This is a genomic window from Massilia mucilaginosa (genome assembly GCF_011682145.1).
In the GTDB taxonomy this organism is placed as follows: Bacteria; Pseudomonadota; Gammaproteobacteria; order Burkholderiales; family Burkholderiaceae_D; genus Telluria_A; species Telluria_A mucilaginosa.
Genome location: NZ_WHJH01000073.1, coordinates 1 through 18,791 on the forward strand (window position 1 = coordinate 1; position 18,791 = coordinate 18,791).

The following is an 18,791-nucleotide window of genomic DNA, read 5'->3' on the forward strand; positions in this document are numbered from 1 at the left end:
GCTGGCTGGCCATCGTGCTGGAACGTCTCCCGACGTGCCCCAACAGCCAGATTGATTCGCTGCTGCCATTCCCCGACTTTACTTAGCGCTAAACAGGCTGTACAGGTGGGGCCGCTGGCCGCTTACCGCGTAAGCGTCCTGTTCCGCGTTCAGCGGCGAGGAGCACGTCATCGTCAGCACCAGCACTGCACCGGCCCCAAGTTGAATTGCGGTCTGGCGCTGATGCATGCCTGCGCCGTTCTGCTTGAACGAGGTCGCAATCTGCAAGGCAGGTAATTGTGCGCTACCGACCGTCAGTGCGACCCGGTCCTGTTGTTTGAAACCCTTGACTTGGGATGCCAAAGTACGCAACTGACGGCTTATGAGTCCGTCGAGGTCTTCGCCTTCCTGCATTACGTCGCGCGTTGCGACCAGTGTCAAGCCGCCTGGGCCAAGATTAAGAAGAAGCATGTTGACGCTGCGGTCCTGCGCGCTTGCTGGGATTGTGAAGCTGCCTTCGTTGATGTGATAATTCATGCGGGTCTCGTCGTGAAAGGAAATGGAGATTAGTTGGCTGGCGCGGGTGGCGGAGGCGGAAACTGGCTGTCCACGTCGGCAATGATCGCGCCGCTGCCTTTGGGCTTGGGCTCTACGGCAGAACCGCCGCCGGCGGGATTGAGATCAATTTTCTTTCCGTTGATTTGTAGCGGGCCCTTAACTGATTGGTTCGCGTCCTGGTGATCCAGCAACTGTTCAACCTGAGCGACGAGCAAATGGAATTCCAGTTGCTCGACCGCCTGAGCTTCCAGCGCTTTGTCGGACTGCGTTCCAGTAGTCAGATACCGGACCGGACGACGGTCTGGACGTTCAAGGAACGCTGGCTCAAGGCCGGTGCCAGCGAGAGTATCTTTGAAGCCGTCAACCGTCAGCTTTCCAGGCATGGCTACATTGCACGTGGCGGCCAGATGGTCGACGCGAGCATCGTGCAGACGCCGAAACAATCGATGAGCAAAGAGGAAAAGGCGCTTGTTGGAGAAGGTGCCATGCCAATCGACTGGAAGCCTAAGAAGCGCCGGCACAGAGACATGGACGCGCGCTGGACCAAGAAGCATGGCAAGTCCTACTTCGGCTACAAGCTCTCGGCCAATGCAGACAAGCGCTAAAAGTTGGTACGCAAGATCAAGATCAGCACGGCCAGTGAGCATGACACCCTTCATTTCGAGGCGGTGCTCGACCCGTCGAATACCAATCGCAACGTCCTGGCAGATAAGGGCTACGTGGATGGCGAGCGCGAGGATAAGCTGACCCGGCAGGGCTGGCGCATGTACATTCAGCGCAAAGGCAGCAAGGACAAGCCCATTCCAGAAACCCCAAAACGTCGGAACACGCGCATCGCCAAGACCCGCGCCCGGATCGAGCATGTGTTTGCCGGCCTGGCCGAGATGGGCGGCAAGGGCTTGCGCACAATCGGATTGGCGCGTGCCACGCTACAGCTCATTGGAAGGTCGCTGCATACAATTTGCGGCGCCTGGTCTACTTGCAGAAGGCTCAGGTCGCGGCGTTCTGACGCCCGCAGTCCGTCCGGACTGCACAAAACGAGGCTCAGCGCTCATAAAACGGGCGGGAAGCGGCTCGGTCTGACATCAAAAAACGCAACTGCCGGCATCGCGACCGGCGATTACGCGGAAATTACCGGTAATTCGAGGTATCCAATAGAGGTGAAAAACAGTGTGCCGGGCCTCTTGGGTCTTTTTGTTGGTTTTTTTAGAATTAACTTGCTAGTGGATATTTGTAACATGTAATATTATCCATATCAGAAAATCTAGGATGGGAGCGGGGTCGCAGGCGTAGTGCAGCGAAATCTGTGCCCTCAAGACTTTGTTTGGCGGGGAAATTGTCGGGTAGTCGGCATGGCGCTATAAATAGATGTCTAATGGGCGACCTGCATTAACCGCCTGACATCAAGGCAAATCCCTTGCAGCACCGCTCCCACGCCCCACGCGGCTTTGGCTGTGGACGAACAATCAAGTCTGGCCCAAAACGATAAAGTTAAGCGCAAAACAATAATGTTTGACACAGGAGGCCGAAGTAGACATGCTCTCGGGAACATCCGCTTTCGGCCGGTCACGGATCGTCGCAAAAACGAGCCAACCAACTGATAATTTTCCTGCAATGACTTTTACCGCTATTAAGTCGAATTGGGTGAAAGAAGGCCATTGGCGCGAATCGCACTTTGTAGCCGGCAATGGACGGCTTATCCGGCACCAGTACATGGAAGCTAGCTCATGAATAGCGAGTTCATCACTTCTGTTCCATACCTTCACACCGAACGACTCATGCTTCGTGAATATCGACGGGAGGACTTTGACATATTCGCAGCGCATTTAGCCGACCCTGTAAGCTCGGCCCACTTGGTCCTGGCTGACCACCATGCTGCATGGCGAATCTTTTGTTCACAAGCAGGACTATGGCTCATCCATGGCGCCGGTTGGTGGGCTGTCGAGGAAAAGGAGACTGGTCGACTCGTCGGGAGCGTTGGCGCGTTCTTTCGCGAGGAATCCACTGTGATGGAGCTTGGCTGGAATACCTACCGTGCCTTTTGGGGCCAAGGATTCGCGAACGAAGCGGCGGCGGCAGCCTTGAACCATGCGCTCGAGATCCGGCGCGAGCCAAAAGTTCGGGCTGTCATCTCTTCAGCCAATGAATCATCGCTGCGCGTTGCCAAGCGCCTTGGCCTGACTTATGAAGCGCAAACTGAGATGTACGGCAAAGCGGTCGGCATTTATGCGCGTGAGCGGGGAGGCTCAGTTGTTTAGCCCTACACGACTGCACGGGAAGCTGTCTGTCAGGACCGCAATGAGTTGCGGGTGCTGACGGTCGTGACACTTTGTGACTTTTGCTCGACGTTATATTGGGTTCACTAGCATATGCATGGAGAGGATCGTTTGACCCGCAATTCGGAAAACCTGCGCAGTATTTACGCGATGTTGATCGCAGTGGGCATGTTTTCGTTGATGGACATGACCATGAAGCTGCTGGTTGCCCACTACCCGGCGATACAGGTCGCGGCGCTGCGTTCGCTGGTGTCGCTGCCGTTGGTATTCGCCTGGGTCGCCTGGCGCGGGGCGCTGCGGTCCGTCCTGCAGGTCAACTGGCCGATCCACCTGCTGCGGGCAGTGCTGGGCATCGCCATGCTGTCGCTATTTGCCTTCGGCCTCAAGAGCCTGTCGCTGGCCGCAGCGTATACCATTTTGTTCATCGGGCCGATCCTGATTACCGCGCTGTCTGTCGTCATGCTCAAGGAGCGCGTCAGCCGGCAGCGCTGGATTGCGGTGGCGATCGGTATGGCCGGCGTACTGGTGGTGCTGCGCCCGGACGGCAGCGGATTCCTTACCATTGGCGGTATCGCCATCCTCGCAACGGCGGTCTGTTATGCGATTTCGGCCATTACCGCCCGCATGCTGGCCCGTACCGACCGCACCGAACACATGATGTTCTGGCTGATGATCCTGATGGCCATCGGCGCCACAGCCATGGCTGCCCCCGGCTGGGTTGCGATCAATCCGGAACACGCATTGCTTTTGTGCGGGCTGGCCATCAGCGGCTTTTTTGGCCAGATGGCGCTTAACGAAGCCTTCGCCCGTGGCGAGGCGTCGGTCGTTGCGCCCTTCCAATATTCTGCGCTCGCCTGGGGCGTGGCGATCGACTGGAGCCTGTGGCACACCCTTCCCGACCGCTACACGCTGGTTGGCGCGGCCATCATCATCGGCAGCGGCTTGTACCTCTTGCGCCACGAGAAAGTACATGCCGAGGCTGAACATCCCTAGAAACCGTCGCGTCGGCGCTACCTGAAAGGCTGGGCCCGACGCAGAATCGCCGCCGGGTCTCCCGCCGATGCGACGGTGCACCCGGCAAGCGCAGCGCTCCTCGCTCCGTCAACTTGCACATCCTCCCCGCTGGCCGTCCCATAAACACCTCATCGAATGCAGGTGTTGCGACGACCGGTTGAATCGCCGCCGGTGGCCGGCGTAAACGACCATCGTCCTGGCACTAGCATGGCGGCCGTGTTCGCTCCAGGCAAGCTGCATGCCGATCGAGCGTACGCTTCTCGGGCACATCGGGCCTGGCTTCGGCGGTTGGGCGGCACTTCTGCTCAATCCCATGTGAACCGATGAGATCATGAAAGGACATCGATTATGCATGTCGGATATAAACTTGAATACGCGCTCTTTTTGCGGAGGGATTGCCGATCGGATAAGGCCATGCCATGACATCGATTATGCATATCGGTTATATACGGGAATGCGCGCTCTTTTTGCGGACGAATTACCGATCGGATGAGGCCATGCCAGGACATCGATTATGCTTATCGGTTATTGGTGTGAATATACTGGATCTGCAATGCAATCTGAATCTATCGGATTGTCCCGCCTGGCCCTGACTTTGCAATATCGAATGAAATTAAGAAACTCAAGAAAAGTAACGAAAAAATAAATATATATTCGGATTGACACTTTGTTTAGAGTTCGGATACATTCCATTCAACACAGCATTTCTTGTGATTTATTTCATAAACAGATACGCCGTTGATACGAATGGACTCGCGCATGCTGACTGCATTGTGTAATGTAATTCTCTCGGATGAGATCGCTTTATCCTCGGATTTAAATAGCTTGCGCCGCGAACTCGGCGCGGCCTATATGGCGCCTTCCGCCAATTGGGATATTCCGCAACGTGCGGTGATCTGGCGTGAAAATCCGTTCTCCGCCTTCGTGTCGATGCCGGCCTACAGTGAGCGGGATCAACTCTTCATCTGCAAAATCGGTGCGATCGTTCCGCAGCTGGCCGAGGCCGGAGTCACTTCCGGCAGCATCATCGTAGCGATCTCGGCGCTGGACGGTTCGTTGCTCGCGATCCTGGACGGCACTGCCGTCACCAATCTCAAATGCGCAGCGGTGGCCGCATTGGTGACCGAGCACTGCGCACCGCGCGACAGCCGTGTACTGGGGCTGGTCGGCGCAGGTGTGCAGGCGTTGCAACAAGTGCGCGCAGCGCTGTCGGTGCGCGAAATCGAGCGGATTCAAGTGTATTCACGCACTGCCGCGCGCGCCACCGGGTTTGTCGAGCAGGCGCGCCGGCTCGCGCCATCGGCCGAGTTCGTGGTTTGCGACTCACCGATGCAGGCGATCGCCAATGCCGATGTACTGGTCACCGCGACGACCTCGACACTGCCGCTGATCGAGTCGCTGGACGCGGTGCGGCCCGATGTGCACATCAACTGCATGGGCGCGCATACGCCGCAATCGCGTGAGATCGCCTCGTCGATCCTGCGTGACTCGTGCGTCATCGTAGAAGACAAGTTGACCGCGCTCAGCGAAGCCGGTCCCGATCACGAGCATGCGATCAGCATCGGCGAATTGATCGCAGCGAAATCGCCGCTATCGCAACAACGAACCATCTTTGCTTCGACCGGCCATGCGTTGCTGGACCTGGTCGCGGCGCGGCATGTCATGAACAACACGCAAGCACGCAGTAACGCCAATCGGTAAGTCCTGTTACCCAACACTATAGGGAGATAAAATTATGGGCAAGTTCGCCAACATGGAAAAAGTCATCGCGCTCGGCGAAAAAAGCTGGAGAGCCGGAGCCGAGCATGGTCTTGTGCAGGTACGTACGACCAAAGGCGACAATGGCCAGTTGATCCTCGACGGGCATGCGTTCACCAACATGGTGTCGTGCTCCTATCTTGGGTTGAACCGGCATCCGGCAATCCTGCGCGGCGCCATCGACGCGATCGAGCGCGAAGGCGTGCTCAACCATTCGGTTTCCCGCACCCGCATCGCGCCGGCCCTGCTCAGCGAAGCCGAGGATGCGATGTCGCAGCTGTTCGAATGCGAGGCTTATCTGACGCCGTCGTGCTTCGTGGCCTCCGCCACGGTGCTGCCGTTATATGCCTCCGGCCACCTCACCGAGGGCAAGAAGCCAGTCGTGGTGTTCGACAAGCGCTGCCATTTCTCGATGACCATCATGAAAGCCTCGTGCGGTGACGAAACCGAGGTCCTGACCATTGATCACAACGACATGGTCGCGCTCGAAGAGCTATGCAAAACCCACGAGAAAGTGGTCTACGTCTGCGACGGCGCCTACAGCACCGGCGGCGTCGCGCCGATCCACGATATCGTGCGCCTGCAGAACACCTACGGCCTGTATCTGTACATCGACGATTCGCATTCGATCTCGGCGTATGCGCCGCGCGGTCAAGGTTACATGCGTCCGGCGTTCGGTGCGCTTGGCGATCGCACCATTATTTCCGGCTCGCTAGCCAAGTCGTTCGGCGCGATCGGCGGCGTGATCCTGGCCGGTTCGGCGCGTATCCGCGAACTGTTCGATTTCGCCAACGGCCCGACCGGCTGGTCCCAGCAGTTCAGCGTGCCCGGCATGGGCTCGGCACTGGCCACCGCCAAGCTGCACCGGACTAGCGAGGTCGCCGATCTGCAGGGGCGATTGCAGGAGAACATCGCCTATTTCGATTCGCGCCTGCCTTCCAATGACGCCGGCAACGGCCTGCCGATCCGCTTCGTCGAGGTGGGGGAAGCCGAAGCCGCAATCGAGGCCTCAAAGCGCATTCTGGCGCGCGGCTTCTACGTGTCGGCGATCTTCTTTCCGATCGTTCCGCGCGGCAAGGCCGGCTTGCGCATGATGATGCGCGCCGACATGAGTCGCGAGCAGATGAAGGCATTCTGTGACGCCATCGAGGAAGCCATCGCGCAACGGGTGGCGCACGAAGCGGCACTGACTGCCTGAGAGGACATTCCATGAGCGCGAGCAGGCCGCTGTGAGCGTCGGCTACGGCGCCGCACCTGCACCGGGCCGGGGCCAGAGCATTCCGGTGCCGGTACTGGCGACGGCGGCGGTCATCGTTTTCAGCGCTGTTTTCGCGCCGATGGCGTTCGCGCGCATCGTCGGTCCGGCCGGGCAACCGGCGCATTGAACATCATAGCGCAGCAGATGCGCATGCAATGGAAGGAAATTTCACATGATGGAGAGCCGCAATGTCGTCGCGTTCCTTCGTACGGGTTGAACGGATCGGCCGTGATGGTGCGGTGCGCAGGTTGCGGCTGGATCGGCCCGAGCGCGCCAACGCCTATCATCAAGTCTTGCTGACCGAACTGGATGCGGCTCTGGCCGACGCGCGCGCCGATGCCTCGGTCAAAGCGATCATCGTGACCGGGAGCGGCGAGCGCGCGTTCTGCTCGGGCGCCGACCGCGACGAGTTGCGTACGCGCGGCGCCTTGGACGGCATCGAGTTGTTCAGCCGTAAAGTCTTCGACCGGCTCGCCGGCTTGCCGTTGCCGACTGTCGCCTGCATCAACGGTGCCGCGATCGGCGGCGGACTGGAACTGGCGCTGGCGTGCGATATCCGCGTGTGCAGCGCCGAAGCGAGATTCGCCCTGCCCGAATTGTCGCTCGGGCTCACCCCGGCAGCCGGTGGTGTGCGCAGGCTGCCGGGATTGATCGGTCACGCTCGCGCCGCCGAAATCATTTTGTTCCAACGCACGCTCGATGCCGTCACCGCGCAGTCCTGGGGGCTGGTCGCGGAATGCGGCGGGGATTACCAGGCGCGTGCGCTGGCATTGGCCGAAACCGCCGCCGGGCTCGACCCGATGGCTTTCCGGCTCGGGAAAATGCTGCTTGAGCAAGAACAGCAGCGGGTGCAGGCAAATCTGGAGTCGCTGGCCCAGGGACTCCTTTACGGGCGAAATCAACATAGGACGCTTTCATGACCAACGCATCATCCGCTCCACGCGTGCTCAGTATCGCCACCACCAACCCAGGTCAGGCTTATACCAACGATCAGCTGATCGACCTGTTCGACGTCAATGACAGCAAGCTGGTCAGGCTATTTCGCAATTCGCGCATCGGTCGGCGCTATCTGGACCTGCCGCAGGCCAGGCCGAACGGCCGCATCGAGGCCGAAAGCAGTGCTGAACTTGCCGCCAAACACAAACGCGGAGCGGTGGCCGCCGGCGTGGAGGCGACGCGGCGCGCGCTGGAAACCGCCGGCTTGCGGCCCGAGGATCTGGACTACATCGCCTGCGTGACCTCGACCGGCTTTCTGTGCCCCGGCCTGTCCGCGTACGTAGTCAAGGAGCTTGGCTTGCGCCCGGATGTACATCGCCTGGACGTCGTTGGCATGGGTTGCAGTGCCGGACTCAACGGTATGCAGCCGCTGGTGAACTACTGCCGCCTCAATCCAAGCCGGCACGCACTGCTGGTGTGCGTGGAGATCTGTTCGGCCTCGTATGTCTTCGACGGTACGATCCGCACCGCCGTGGTCAATTCTCTGTTTGGCGACGGCGCCGTCGCGGCGATCTTCGGACCACGCGGCGAGTCTGCAGCGGCGGGCCCCGAAGTCCTCGATTTCTGCTCGCATGTGATCACCGATCACATCGACGCCATGCGTTTCGATCATGTCGAGGGCAAGTATTCCTTCTACCTGGATCGCGACATTCCTTACGTGATCGGCGCCAACGTCAGGTATCCGATCGACGCACTGCTGTCGCGCAACAAGCTGCGGATACGCGATATCGCGCACTGGATCATCCATTCCGGCGGCCGCAAGGTCATCGATTCGATCAAGTTCAATCTCGGTTTGTCTTCGCATGCCTTGCGGCATACCGAAAGCGTGCTGGCCGAGATGGGGAATGTGTCTTCCGGGTCGTTCCTGTTCTCGCACCGGCGCCTGCTGGAAGAACAAGTGGCCGCGCCCGGCGACTACACCGTCATGATGACGATGGGGCCGGGCGCGAGCATCGAGTGCTGCCTGGCCCGTTTTTGAGCGTGATCCGGCGCAATTCCCGGATGCAGACCCCTACATGGAGGAACATCGAATGAATCAATTGAACAGCATCGAGCCCGACCTCGTGCTCGACCGTGCTCCCATCCGTGACGGTGAAGTCGGCATCTTTTGGCTGGACGGCGCGGACATCGGCCACGAGCCTTCGGCATTGATCGAGCAGCTTGGCGCTTTGCTCGACAAGATCGAGGACGATGGCCGTATCGCACTGCTGGTGTTGCGCTATCCCGGTGCCGGCAGCGAGGCGCAAGCGCATACCCATTTGCGGATCAGCGAACATCGCCGTCTGGAACAGCAGATCCAACGGATGGAATCGTTGCCGATGATCAGCGTCGCCTGGGTCGATGGCTTGTGTGTCGGCGCGCCATTCGAACTGGCGGTGGCCGCCGATCTGTGTTTTGCCACCGCCAACGCGAGTTTCAGTTGCCCACAGGTGCGCGAGGGGCGTCTGCCGGGCCTGAGCGTGAATCGCCTGCCGCGGCTGATCGGTGCTCGCGCCGCGCGCCGGCTGCTGCTGCTCGGCGAAACCTGGGATGCGTCGCGCGCGCGCGAAACAGGGTTGATCGACGGTGTGCTCGGCGCCGATCAGCTCGACCAGTACGTGGACGAGCTGGCAGCGCGCCTGCCGCAGGACGATGGCGTCGCCCTGCAGATGTGCCGCCGCCTGATCGGCGAAGCGCACAGCAGCGGCTACGAAACCGGTCTGGGGCATTTCATGGCGGCGCAGATGCGCTGCGATGACGTCGCGCGGGCGATCCTGACCACCTTGCCCTCGTGCCGGAGCTTGTGATGAAAATAGATGTCTCGTACTTGAATACCTCGGTGCTGCGCTTCGATCCCTTGCTGCCGGATCCGGGCTTCGGCGCCGACATCGTGATCCTCGATCTGGAAGACTCGGTCCACGTCCGCCACAAGGATGAGGCGCGCGAAACCTTCGCCCGGCTCGATCTGAGCAGTTTCGCCGGGCGCGGGCCGCGATTCGGCATCCGCATCAACAGCCTCAAGACCCGCGACGGCCTGCTCGATCTGTGCAAGGTTGCCGAACGCCTGGGCGAGGGCGACAGCGGTCTGTCGTTCATTCAATTGCCCAAGACCGAAGCACGCAGTGAGCTGGAACTGTGTCGTGCGGTGCTGAACGATGCCGGCTGCAGCACCCGCCTGATCCCGATCGTCGAAACGCCGCGCGGCGTGGATCACGTCGAGGAGATCGCCGAGGCCAGCGATGCCATGATGTTCGGCCGGGTCGACATGGAAGCGGCGCTGTATCGGCCCAATCCGGCCTACCTCGATTATGCGCGGGCGCGCTTTTGCGTGGCCTGTGCCGGCCGTGGCATCCCTGCGATCGATACCGCCGGTTTTCGCAGTGGCGCCGACATCATGGACCTGGACCGGTTCGAGCAGGAATGCCTGGCCGGGCGCGCCGAGGGCTTCACCGCCAAGGCGATGGTGCATCCGGCGCAGATCGCCGTGACCAACCGTATTTTCACGCTCGACGCAGCGCAACTGGACGCCTGGCGCGACACCATCGCCGATTACGGGCGCGCCACAACCGGCTTCTCGGTGGTGGACGGGCGCGTGATCGCGCCGCCGTTCGTCGCCCATGCCCGCGCCATGCTGCGCCTGTACGCCGCAACCTGATTGCCGCCGCGCGCCGTCGTTTCGGCGCGCACCATTAGCTTGATTGCCTGAGGAAACCCCAATGACGCGAAGCATCAAGGAAGTCGCTCCGAACGTATTCCGTGCCAGCTACGGCCGCTACTACGAAGAGTTTGAAGTCGGTCATCTCTACCAGCATCGTCCCGGCCGTTCGATCACCGAGACCGACAACACCTGGTTCAGCCTGCTGACGATGAACACCCATCCGCTGCATTTCGACAATGAGTACGGCAAGGGCACAGAGTTCGGCCGCACCCTGGTCGCCAGCGGCTTCACCGTCTCGGTGCTCGGCGGCATGAGCGTCGCCGACGTCAGTCAGAAGGCGATCGCCAATCTCGGCTGGACCGACATCAAGCTGCCCGCACCCTTGTTCGTCGGCGACACCTTGTATGCTGAATCCGAAGTGTTGTCCAAACGGCTGTCGAATTCACGCAAGAACGCCGGCATCGTCGAGGTCAAGACCAGCGGCATGAACCAGCACGGCACCGTGGTATGCGAATACAAGCGCACCGTGCTGGTGCCGATGCGCGGCCATGCGGTCGAGGACCGGATCGACTACTGAATGCCGCTAGCCCGGTCCCGCCCTGCCACCGTCAGCGAGTGAACGAGACATCATGGATACAGCAATTTTGCAGGAACGGGCGGCCACCCCGCCGGCGCCGTGCGCAGAGAGTTACGCGCAAGACAAGCAACGGTTAGCCCGCTGGTTCGAGCACGGCTTGGCCAGGTTCGAACTGGATATGGCGCGCTCGACACCGGAACTGCGGCGCGCCTGGCGTGCTGGCGATGCGCAGGTGCGCGCCGATTTCGCCGCCACCCACGGCGAGCGCGTGTATCGCGAACTGACCGATGACTTCCGGCGCATGCCTCGACTCGACGCATTGCTGGCGGCGGTGCCGGACAGCGTGCCCGGGCTGCTGCCAGCACCCGGGCAACTGGCCGCCGACGCGAAACTGGAACTGAAGGACAAATACGGATTCGAGCTGAGCCTGGGCCTGGTGCTGGCGCAATGGTTGGCGATCCCGTCGGTGGGCCGACATCTGATGGCATCGATGCGTCAAGCACGGCCGGAATCGGCCGCGGCGCTGGCACAGTTCCAGAGCACGGGCGAGCTCGATCTCGGCCTGGTCGCGCTGCATCGGCACGGCCATCAGGCACATCTGCTGCTCAACAACCCCGATTGCCTCAACGCCGAGGACGAGGTGCTGGTCGATGCGATGGAAATCGCGGTCGATGTGGCGCTGCTCGATCCTCAAGTACAGGTCGGTGTATTGCGCGGCGGGGTGATGCAGCATCCCAAATATCGCGGGCGGCGGGTGTTCTGCTCCGGGGTCGATCTGACCAAGCTCTATCGCGGGCAGTTGCCGTACCGGTTCTATGTCGAGCGCGAGCTGGGTTTGGTCAGCAAACTCTGGCGTGGGCTGTGGGGTGGAGGCGATCCATTCACCGACGCGCCTGATCGCGGCGTGGAGAAGCCGTGGATCGCCGCGGTGGAAGGCCATGCCATCGGCGGTGGTTGTCAGCTGCTGCTGGTCTGTGATCATGCGATTGCCGAAAGTGGCGCTTTCGTGTCGATTCCGGCGCGCGCCGAAGGCTTCATCCCCGGCTTGGCCAACTTGCGCTTGCCGCAATATCTGGGACGGCGGCTGGCGAACCGGCTGATCTACCGCAACGCGCGTCTGGACGTGGCCAGCGCCGAAGGCCGACTGCTGATCGACGAGGTGGTCGCGCGCGACGACATGGATGCCGCGATCGACCGCGCCGCCGACGACATGATGGCCATGGGCACGCATGGCATCGTCAGTAACCGCAAGGCCTTCCGCCAGGCCGTCGAACCGATCGAGCAATTCCGCCTGTACATGGCGACGTTCTGCCGCGAGCAGGCGCAATGCATGTACGGCAAGGAAATCCTCGACAACCTGGAACAGTTCTGGCTGCGCCGCGCCTGATCGGCGCTTCACCGCATGCCCCTTTGGTCAACCTTTATACGCAGGAGAGAAATAGATGAAACATCTGATTTTGTATGCTCTGATCGGCATGGCCGGTGCGGCGAGCGCGGCGAGCGCGGCGCCGCCGGTAGCACCTTCAGCAACGTTCGCGCAGCCTTTCATACCGGCGTTTTCGGCGAAGCGGCTGTCCGAGGATGTACGCATCCTCGCATCCGATACGTACGAAGGCCGTGCCCCGGCCACCGGCGGAGAAAACCGCAGTGTCGATTACCTGATCGCGCAGATGGGTCACGCCGGCTTGCAGCCGGGTGGCAGCGTACACAACGGCAAGCGTGGCTGGACTCAGGCGGTGCCGCTGCTGCGCAGTGAAAACGTGGGGACGCCGCAGGCGACCGTTCGTTTGGCCGGCACGCAGCAAACCCTGACCCAGGGGCAGGAAATCGTGATGCGCGCTACGTTGAACGGTTCCGGCACGGTGGCCATCGACAGTGCGCCGATCGTCTTCGTCGGCTATGGCGTCAACGCGCCCGAGCGCCAATGGGACGATTTCAAGGGAGTCGATCTGCACGGCAAGATCGCCGTGGTGCTGATCAATGACCCGGACTTCGAGACCGGGAGCGGCGATTTCGGTGGCCGCGAGATGACTTACTACGGCCGCTGGACCTACAAGTTCGAGGAAGCCGCGCGACGCGGCGCCAAAGGCATGCTGATCGTGCACGAGACCGCGCCGGCGTCCTACGGCTGGGACTCGGTGCGCAATACCGATACCTTGCCGCGCTTCGACATCGTCCGCGCCGATCCGGCGGCGGCGCATCCCTTGCTGGAGGGGTGGATTCACCGCGACACTGCGGTGGCCCTGTTCCAGCGTGCCGGCCTCGATTTCGAAGCGCTCAAGCGTACGGCACAGACCCGCGCCTTCCAGCCGATCGAACTCGGCGATGCGCGCTTCTCGACCCAATATGCAGTCAACCTTGCCACGATCACGTCGCAAAACGTGGTAGGCCGGATCAAGGGGCGCCTCTATCCGGACGAATCGATGGTGTACGTCGCGCACTGGGACCATCTGGGCCCCAGCGTGCCCGACGCCCAAGGCGATCACATTTTCAACGGTGCGCTCGACAATGCCAGCGGCACCGCCGGCCTGATCGAACTGGCCCGCCAGTTCTCCCACGGACCGTCGCCGGAGCGCTCGGTGGTCTTCCTGGTGGTGACCGCAGAGGAACGCGGACTGCTCGGTTCGGAGTATTACGGCGCCAATCCTTTGTATCCGCTGGCCAAGACCGCCGGCGTGATCAATCTCGACATCCTCGACCCGCATGGCCCGGCGCGCAATTTCACCTCCGCCGGCAACGCCAAGCTGGAACTGCTTGACGATCTGAAAGCCACCGCGCGGCGCTGGAATGTGCGCTTCACGCCCGATCCGCGTCTGGCGGCGGGCCGTTTCTTCCGCTCCGACCATTTCTCATTCGCCAAGCGCGGGGTTCCGGCGCTATGGTTCGAGTCCGGTAACGATTGGTACGACGGCGGCACTGCCGCAGGCGACGCCGAGGCGGCCGATTACAATACCAACCGCTACCACCAGCGTAATGATGAATGGCAAGCATCGTGGTCGTTCACCGGCATGGCGCGCGATCTGCGGATCCTGCATCAATTCGGCCGTGAATTGGCGAACTCGCGGCGTTGGCCCAACTGGAACATGGACTCAGAGTTCCGTGCGATCCGCGACAAGACGGCGTCTACCCGCAACTGAGGTGGAAGTGGGACGCCATCGTCAAAAGGGGGGGGCAGCCGAGATACGCGTAAAATGCCCCCTGCAATGCGAATGCATTTTTTTGGATCATGGCGTTAAGTAAGTGCGCATAAATTCTTGTCATTTCCAGCTTCCAGAAGCGGCGCCTTGCTGCGTTGCCCGCCGCTAGCAGTGCTCGCACTGCGTCGCGGCGTGCGCCTTGCCAGGCATCGGCTTCTGTTTGCTAGAACGCGCCCGGAAATCCTCGCACAGAATTGCCTGCGTCCGCTTGAACGCGGCAACGGAATGCGCATCATGCAACAAGGCGCCGTATTACTTGATGCACACCTGGCGCACCATTTTGATATCGGTGATGCCGGACAGGACTTTTTCGATGCCGTCCATTTTCAGCGTCAGCATGCCGTCTTCCAGCGCCGCAGCCAGCAGCGCGGCCACCCGGCTGTGCTCCTGCAAGAGCTTCTTGACCTTGTCGGTACCGAGCATCAGTTCGTGCAGGCCGACCCGCCCGCGATAGCCCTTGTTGCACTCGGCGCAGCCCACTGCCCGGTACAGGGTGAATTTGCCGTCCGCGTTGGCGTAGCGTGCGCGCCAGCCTGCCAGCACGTGCGCACGGCCTGCGTCCGGATCCGCGACAAAGGCCTCGGTCGCGAGCAGCTCGCTGCAATATTCGGCCAGCAGCAAGTCCACTTCGGCCGCGTCGGGATGGTAGGCCAGCTTGCACGATCCGCACAAGCGCTTGGCCAGGCGCTGCGCCAGAATACCGAGCAGCGCATCGGCAAAATTGAACGGGTCCATGCCCATGTCGAGCAGGCGCACGATCGATTCCGGCGCACTGTTGGTATGCAGGGTGGCCAGCACCAGGTGGCCGGTGAGCGAGGCTTCGATGCCCATGCCGACGGTTTCCTTGTCGCGCATTTCGCCGACCATGATCACGTCCGGGTCGGCCCGCAGGAAGGCACGCATCACGGTGGCGAAGTCGAGCCCCGCCTTGCGGTTGACCTGCACCTGGCGTAAGCCCTTTTGCGTGATTTCGACCGGGTCTTCGGCGGTCCAGATCTTGGTATCCGGGGTATTGAGGTGGCTGAGCACCGAGTGCAAGGTCGTGGTTTTGCCGGAACCGGTCGGCCCGCACACAAAAAACAGGCCGTACGGCTTTTCGATGGCCGTGCGCAGGCGCTCCAGGTTGAACGGCAGCACGCCCAGCTTGTCGAGCGGGATCGGTTCGCCCGCCGCCAGGATCCGCATCACGATGTCTTCCACCCCGCCGGAGGAGGGTATGGTCGCCACCCGCAGTTCGATGTCGAGCGGGCCGTACTTCTTGAACTTGATCTTGCCATCCTGCGGCTTGCGGCGCTCTGAAATGTCCAGGTCGCACATGATTTTCACGCGCGCAACCAGGGCATTGCGGTAGCTGGCCGGAATGTCGATGTAGGGCACCAGCGTGCCATCCTTGCGAAAGCGGATGGCGGTCTTGCCCTTGCCCGGCAGCGGCTCGATGTGGATGTCGGAGACGCCCTGGCGATAGGCGTCCGTGATGATCTTGTTGAGCAGCTTGACCAGTTCGTTTTCGACGGCGGCCGGGACATCGTAGCTGCCTTCCCCCTCGTCCTCGTCGTGCTCCATGCCTGAGAGCAGTTCGTCCACCGAGCCGCCGCCAGCGTCGCCGGCGGTCCCGAAGAACTGCTCGGCGGTCCGCCGGAATTCCTCGCGCGTGCTGACACGGTACACTACTTTTGCCTTAGGGAAAATCTGGTTGACAATGCGGCTGGCGTGGATGCGTTCCGGGTCAAGCGCCATCACGACCAGGCCCTCGGCGCTCTCTTCGAGCGGCAGCCACTGGTTTTCTTCCACGTACTGGGCCTTGAGGTTCTTGAGCAGTTCGCCCGGCTTCAGGCGCTCCGCCTTGTACGGCTCGTAGGGGGTGGCGAAAAACTTCGCCAGCGAGGCCCCGATCGCCGCCGCCCGGACCTGGAACTCGTGCACCAGCACGTCTTCGATATGCACGTTCTTCTTGCGCGCCGAGCGCGTGGCCAGTTCCAGTTCGGGCGCCGCCATCACCGCGTCGTGCACCAGGCCGGCGTATTTGGTGCGCACCGTTTGCGGCGGCTTCAGGCGCTGGCTGAAAGCCACCGACAAGGTGTCGCACAAGTCGCGCACGCCTTCCTCGGCGATGGCCGAAAACGCGACACCCTTGCGGTTGTTAATGAACTGGATCACACCAAGCAGTTCGTTCGATTGTACCGACAGCAGCGGCGCCACCAGCATCTGGTGCGTGCGGTAGCCGGTGCGCTCGTCCACGCCGCGCTGGAAGTGCAGGCCCGGTGCCAGCCGCTGCAGTTCCTTGTCGTCGTAGGCGTCGGCGATATTGAGCGTCTTGCGCGAGAGCGCCACAAAGCCGGCGATGCTGCTCTGCGAAATCGACAGGCGCAGTTCGCGGAAGGTGGTCAGGCCGGTCTTGACCTTGGAGACGATATGGTCATTCTCGGGCGTGACCGCGTACAGGGTGAAGCGGTCGCAGTCGAACAGGTCGCAAAATTCCATCCCCAGGTCGAGCATGATTTCATCGAGATTGGCGGTGGCGTGAATCTTGTTCGTCACCGTTTGCAGTTTTTTGGAAAATTCCAGGCGTGCGCCCGTGTCCTGGTGGTCGCTTCCGTGCTTGACGCTTGCCGCTGGATTCATGGATGCTCGCTTTCGGCTGGTTCAGTTCAATGCGATGTCGGGACGTTCGTCGGCCAGCACCCCGGCCAGGCCGACGCTCGCCGGAGCGCGGCGCACACGCAGTGCCACGGTCGATCATAGCGTTTTTGCTTGAGCATGGCTGCACGTTTTGATGGCCGGCCCGGCGTACAGATCTTTCCTCGTGGCCACAATCTTGACTGTCGCTGACTCCGCCATACAACGCTTTGCAAAATTCTGTCCGGCACGATTGGAATTCATCACCCGCACGACGGCGCACGATTACACTCGGTGAAACTGTGTACGCCATGACAAGCACATACCGTGGAGCTGATCGATGACTAGACCATTTGCCCGCTTCGCCTGCGGCGCCGCGCTGGCTGCCGCGGTCGGGGCCGCCTGGGGGAGCGAGCCGCCGGCACCCGACCCGATCCGCTTCGACATCATCCGCTACGAGGTGGCGGGCAATACCCTGCTCGGCGCGGGCGAGATCGACGCCGCGCTGCGCGGCCATACCGGCAGCGGGCGCGATTTCGGCGACGTGCAGCGCGCGCTCGAAGCGCTCGAAGCGCTGTACCACGCACGCGGCTATCAAGTGGTCACGGTGCGCCTGCCCGAGCAGGAATTGAACCGGGGCGTGGTGCGCCTGGACGTGGTGCAAACCCGGATCGGCCGCATTCTGGTTTCCGGCAACACGGTGGTCGATGAAGCCAATGTGCGGCGTGCCTTGCCGGCCCTGCAAGCGGGCGCCACCCCCGACCTGGACCGGGTCTCGGCCAATCTGCGCATGGCCAACCAGAACCCGGCGCGCAGAATCAGCCTGAACCTGCAAACCGGCAGCGCCGACGACGAACTCGATGCGCGCCTGCTGGTGAGCGACAGCAAGCCCTGGACTGCCTCGCTTAACCTCGACAACAGCGGCACCGGGCCGACCGGCACAACCCACGCCGGCGTGGTGTTGCAGCACGCCAACCTCTGGGGGCGCGACCATGTCGGCAGCCTGCAGTACACCACCACGGTCGAGGAACCTGGCAAGGTCAGCGTGTACGGCGCCGGATATCACATTCCCCTGTACGAGCTGGGCGATTCGGTCGACCTGTACGCCAGCTATTCGGATATCGATTCGGGCGCGGTCACGGCCGGCATCTTCAACCTGGCCGTCAGCGGCAAGGGCACGGTGGCCGGGCTGCGCTACAACCGGACGCTGGCGCGGCGCGGCGGTCTCGATCCGCGCCTGGTGGTCGGCCTCGACCACAAGGCCTACAAGAACAGCGTGCTGCTGGCCGGCCAGGATTTCGGCAACGACGTCACCGTCCATCCGCTCAGCGCGACTTATCTGGCCAGCATGGGGGTGAAAGGCGGGCAAGCCAGCTTCTCGCTCGGCGTGGTGCGCAACGTCGCGGGCGGCAGTCGTGGCGGCAGCGCCGATTTTGCGCGCGCCCGTTCCGGCGCCAAGGCCGGCTACAGCATCGCGCGCTTCGCGGCCGGCTTGCAGCGCGCCTTTGGCGGCGACTGGCAAGGGCGCGCCGCCTTGAGCGGCCAGGTCAGCGGCGACGCCCTGGTGCCGGGCGAGCAGTTCGGCGCCGGTGGCGCGACCTCGGTGCGCGGGGTCGACGAGCGCGCCGTGTCCACCGATTCAGGCTTGCTGGCCAACCTGGAGCTATACAGTCCCAACTGGTGCGCGGCGCGCCAGCACTGGCAGTGCCGCGTGCTGGCGTTCGTCGACGCGGCCCACGGGCGGCGCCGAGCGGTGTTGCCCGGCGAAGCGGCGCGCGCCACCTTGTCGAGCGCTGGCGTCGGCTGGCGCTTCTCGATGGGCAAGTCGCTCGACATGCAGATCGATTACGGCCATGTGCTGCGGCGCGATGCCGGCGTGGCCGGCAAGAACAAAGTCCATGTGCGTGTAGGCCTGGCTTACTAA

The 18,791-nt window shown here is 62.0% G+C and carries 17 protein-coding genes; 15 read left to right on the forward strand and 2 right to left on the reverse strand.

Going from position 1 to position 18,791, the window contains the following annotated elements:
* Positions 1-78: 78 nt before the first annotated feature.
* The gene (locus tag F2P45_RS31185) at positions 79-516 is read right to left on the reverse strand and encodes a DcrB-related protein (RefSeq protein ID WP_166882110.1); all 438 of its coding nucleotides are present in this window, start codon (positions 514-516) and stop codon (positions 79-81) included.
* A 200-nt stretch (positions 517-716) separates the two neighbouring features.
* Here F2P45_RS31185 and F2P45_RS35785 point away from each other — a divergent pair, with 200 nt between their 5' ends.
* The 14 genes from F2P45_RS35785 (at position 717) to F2P45_RS31250 (ending at position 14,191) form a co-directional block, all read left to right on the forward strand.
* On the forward strand, positions 717-1,142 hold the full coding sequence (locus F2P45_RS35785; RefSeq protein ID WP_223164869.1) for a transposase: 426 nt from the start codon (positions 717-719) through the stop codon (positions 1,140-1,142).
* A gap of 3 nt (positions 1,143-1,145) precedes the next feature.
* A complete protein-coding gene (locus F2P45_RS35790; RefSeq protein ID WP_223164870.1) occupies positions 1,146-1,781 on the forward strand; it encodes a transposase in 636 nt (211 codons plus the stop codon).
* A gap of 483 nt (positions 1,782-2,264) precedes the next feature.
* Complete coding sequence (locus F2P45_RS31195) at positions 2,265-2,795, forward strand: GNAT family N-acetyltransferase (RefSeq protein ID WP_166882111.1); 531 nt, start codon at positions 2,265-2,267, stop codon at positions 2,793-2,795.
* 168 nt (positions 2,796-2,963) lie between these two features.
* Positions 2,964-3,806, forward strand: coding sequence for a DMT family transporter (locus F2P45_RS31200; RefSeq protein ID WP_166882125.1), 843 nt, complete (start codon positions 2,964-2,966; stop codon positions 3,804-3,806).
* A 780-nt stretch (positions 3,807-4,586) separates the two neighbouring features.
* The gene (locus F2P45_RS31205) at positions 4,587-5,528 is read left to right on the forward strand and encodes an ornithine cyclodeaminase family protein (RefSeq protein ID WP_166882112.1); all 942 of its coding nucleotides are present in this window, start codon (positions 4,587-4,589) and stop codon (positions 5,526-5,528) included.
* A 34-nt stretch (positions 5,529-5,562) separates the two neighbouring features.
* Positions 5,563-6,783: an aminotransferase class I/II-fold pyridoxal phosphate-dependent enzyme gene (locus tag F2P45_RS31210; RefSeq protein WP_166882113.1), complete on the forward strand. Its 1,221-nt coding sequence runs from the start codon at positions 5,563-5,565 to the stop codon at positions 6,781-6,783.
* Between the two features lie 31 nt (positions 6,784-6,814).
* Entirely contained in the window at positions 6,815-6,970 is a 156-nt protein-coding gene (locus F2P45_RS31215) for a hypothetical protein (protein WP_166882114.1), read from the forward strand.
* A gap of 61 nt (positions 6,971-7,031) precedes the next feature.
* Positions 7,032-7,763, forward strand: coding sequence for an enoyl-CoA hydratase/isomerase family protein (locus F2P45_RS31220; protein ID WP_166882115.1), 732 nt, complete (start codon positions 7,032-7,034; stop codon positions 7,761-7,763).
* Positions 7,760-8,818, forward strand: coding sequence for a 3,5-dihydroxyphenylacetyl-CoA synthase DpgA (dpgA, locus tag F2P45_RS31225; protein WP_166882116.1), 1,059 nt, complete (start codon positions 7,760-7,762; stop codon positions 8,816-8,818). The genes F2P45_RS31220 and dpgA overlap by 4 nt, the downstream gene beginning before the upstream one ends.
* Before the next feature lie 52 nt (positions 8,819-8,870).
* Positions 8,871-9,626, forward strand: coding sequence for an enoyl-CoA hydratase/isomerase family protein (locus F2P45_RS31230; protein ID WP_166882117.1), 756 nt, complete (start codon positions 8,871-8,873; stop codon positions 9,624-9,626).
* Entirely contained in the window at positions 9,626-10,474 is an 849-nt protein-coding gene (locus tag F2P45_RS31235) for an HpcH/HpaI aldolase/citrate lyase family protein (protein WP_166882118.1), read from the forward strand. Before F2P45_RS31230 ends, F2P45_RS31235 begins: the two co-directional genes overlap by 1 nt.
* Positions 10,475-10,535: 61 nt before the next feature.
* A complete protein-coding gene (locus F2P45_RS31240) occupies positions 10,536-11,054 on the forward strand; it encodes a MaoC family dehydratase (protein WP_166882119.1) in 519 nt (172 codons plus the stop codon).
* 52 nt (positions 11,055-11,106) lie between these two features.
* Positions 11,107-12,441 (forward strand): enoyl-CoA hydratase/isomerase family protein, encoded by a 1,335-nt coding sequence (locus F2P45_RS31245; RefSeq protein ID WP_166882120.1) that lies wholly within the window; start codon positions 11,107-11,109, stop codon positions 12,439-12,441.
* 55 nt (positions 12,442-12,496) lie between these two features.
* Entirely contained in the window at positions 12,497-14,191 is a 1,695-nt protein-coding gene (locus F2P45_RS31250; RefSeq protein WP_166882121.1) for a M28 family metallopeptidase, read from the forward strand.
* A 312-nt stretch (positions 14,192-14,503) separates the two neighbouring features.
* Here the strand turns inward: F2P45_RS31250 and F2P45_RS31255 are convergent, their stop codons facing one another.
* On the reverse strand, positions 14,504-16,873 hold the full coding sequence (locus F2P45_RS31255; protein WP_166882122.1) for a GspE/PulE family protein: 2,370 nt from the start codon (positions 16,871-16,873) through the stop codon (positions 14,504-14,506).
* A 334-nt stretch (positions 16,874-17,207) separates the two neighbouring features.
* On the opposite strand from F2P45_RS31255, the gene F2P45_RS31260 reads away from it, so the two are divergent.
* Positions 17,208-18,791, forward strand: coding sequence for a ShlB/FhaC/HecB family hemolysin secretion/activation protein (locus tag F2P45_RS31260; protein WP_166882123.1), 1,584 nt, complete (start codon positions 17,208-17,210; stop codon positions 18,789-18,791).

What these genes read in the sequence shown, in the direction of transcription:
- F2P45_RS31185 (WP_166882110.1), bottom strand. Translation starts at nt 516, where the DNA reads ATGAATTATCACATCAACGAAGGCAGCTTCACAATCCCAGCAAGCGCG.
- F2P45_RS31195 (WP_166882111.1), top strand. Translation starts at nt 2,265, where the DNA reads ATGAATAGCGAGTTCATCACTTCTGTTCCATACCTTCACACCGAACGA.
- F2P45_RS31200 (WP_166882125.1), top strand. Translation starts at nt 2,964, where the DNA reads ATGTTGATCGCAGTGGGCATGTTTTCGTTGATGGACATGACCATGAAG.
- F2P45_RS31205 (WP_166882112.1), top strand. Translation starts at nt 4,587, where the DNA reads ATGCTGACTGCATTGTGTAATGTAATTCTCTCGGATGAGATCGCTTTA.
- F2P45_RS31210 (WP_166882113.1), top strand. Translation starts at nt 5,563, where the DNA reads ATGGGCAAGTTCGCCAACATGGAAAAAGTCATCGCGCTCGGCGAAAAA.
- F2P45_RS31220 (WP_166882115.1), top strand. Translation starts at nt 7,032, where the DNA reads ATGTCGTCGCGTTCCTTCGTACGGGTTGAACGGATCGGCCGTGATGGT.
- dpgA (WP_166882116.1), top strand. Translation starts at nt 7,760, where the DNA reads ATGACCAACGCATCATCCGCTCCACGCGTGCTCAGTATCGCCACCACC.
- F2P45_RS31230 (WP_166882117.1), top strand. Translation starts at nt 8,871, where the DNA reads ATGAATCAATTGAACAGCATCGAGCCCGACCTCGTGCTCGACCGTGCT.
- F2P45_RS31235 (WP_166882118.1), top strand. Translation starts at nt 9,626, where the DNA reads ATGAAAATAGATGTCTCGTACTTGAATACCTCGGTGCTGCGCTTCGAT.
- F2P45_RS31240 (WP_166882119.1), top strand. Translation starts at nt 10,536, where the DNA reads ATGACGCGAAGCATCAAGGAAGTCGCTCCGAACGTATTCCGTGCCAGC.
- F2P45_RS31245 (WP_166882120.1), top strand. Translation starts at nt 11,107, where the DNA reads ATGGATACAGCAATTTTGCAGGAACGGGCGGCCACCCCGCCGGCGCCG.
- F2P45_RS31250 (WP_166882121.1), top strand. Translation starts at nt 12,497, where the DNA reads ATGAAACATCTGATTTTGTATGCTCTGATCGGCATGGCCGGTGCGGCG.
- F2P45_RS31255 (WP_166882122.1), bottom strand. Translation starts at nt 16,873, where the DNA reads ATGAATCCAGCGGCAAGCGTCAAGCACGGAAGCGACCACCAGGACACG.
- F2P45_RS31260 (WP_166882123.1), top strand. Translation starts at nt 17,208, where the DNA reads ATGACTAGACCATTTGCCCGCTTCGCCTGCGGCGCCGCGCTGGCTGCC.